Origin of the sequence: Mesorhizobium sp. M8A.F.Ca.ET.161.01.1.1, from assembly GCF_004792105.1 — a bacterium.
Taxonomy (GTDB): Bacteria; Pseudomonadota; Alphaproteobacteria; order Rhizobiales; family Rhizobiaceae; genus Mesorhizobium.
This window is the reverse complement of the sequence record NZ_SRTD01000043.1, coordinates 1-1,163: the sequence shown is the minus strand read 5'-3', so window position 1 is coordinate 1,163 and position 1,163 is coordinate 1. Positions and strand designations below refer to the sequence as shown.

The window sequence follows — 1,163 nt, the reverse complement described above, 5'->3', positions numbered from 1 at the left end:
TCCTTGATCTGCGCCTCGAACGGCTCGTACATGCTGGGTCTCTTCGGATAGGGTTTGGTCCGCCGATACGGCCGCCGATGCGTTGGTCGGGTCTCGCCACTCTTCCAGGCCGTCTTCAGATTCGCGGCGAAGCGCTGGAGATCGATAACGGCCGGCTCCTCAATCTTCGCATTCAGGCCACGACGATCGACCCGCCGCCCAAGCTCCTCCTGCGCGGCGCGGATACCAGCAAACAGCAGCACGGGATCGGCGGTTTCCATCATCGCCTGGAGCCGCTGCTTGTCGGCCTCGGCCACACCCGGATGTGCAAGGACACGGGCCGCAGGCGGAACTGGCGGATGATAGCGCTTGATCACACGAGCGCCGATCCGCGTCTTCTCCTGAAGCTTGAATGACGGTTGGAACAGATTGCCGTAAAGCCGCACGACAGCATAAAGTTTACCAAGCGCGGCCGTCGCCGCCGCGCCGACAAACCGACCATACCCCACCAGGCGACGCACGATGGCGCCATTCTTCTGCTCCACATGCGCCTGGTCATTCTTTCGATAGGCGCGCGAGCGCGTCACTTCCAGTTCCTCGCTGCGGCACCAGGAGACGACGAACTCGTTCATGAAGGCGCTGTCGTTGTCGAAATCTACGCCGAGCAGGGGGAAGGGAAAGAACGAGCGGGCCTGCTTGATCGCCACAATCACATTGCCGCTGTCGCGTGTGCGGACCGGAACGCATTCAGTCCACCCCGTGGCAATATCGGTCAACACCATCGTCTGCACAAAGCTGCCGGACGAAGATGTGCCGGAATGCGCCACGAAATCGACCTCGACGTAACCGGGCGGCGGATCATTCCGGTCCCCGAAGGTGCGCACCGGCACCGATCGGCGAACGGCCGAACTCATTCCTGCTCGCCGGCGCTGGCCGCCGCGAGCCACAACACGTACCTCCGCCAAAAGCCGATCCATCGTCGCCGGGCTCATTGTCAGCAGCTTGCCGCGGATCGAGCTCTAGCCGGCCATGCCGTTCAAGCGCTGGCAGCAAGACAGGTATCAACGGCCGCAGCCGTTTGGAACACAGCCGCTCCGATGCCTCCCACAAACACCACGAGCGCTTCGCGAACATCGCCGCCGTAGCGAAGGCTGTGCCTCTTGTTGCCAGGTATCTTCGACGCG

Annotated in this window: 1 protein-coding gene; it reads right to left on the bottom strand. The window is 62.8% G+C overall.

What is annotated here, in order from left to right; all coding sequences use genetic code 11:
- Positions 1-893: transposase family protein (locus tag EN804_RS34470; RefSeq protein WP_245511875.1), on the bottom strand; the 893-nt coding region annotated here is incomplete at its 3' end.
- Positions 894-1,163 lie beyond the last annotated feature (270 nt).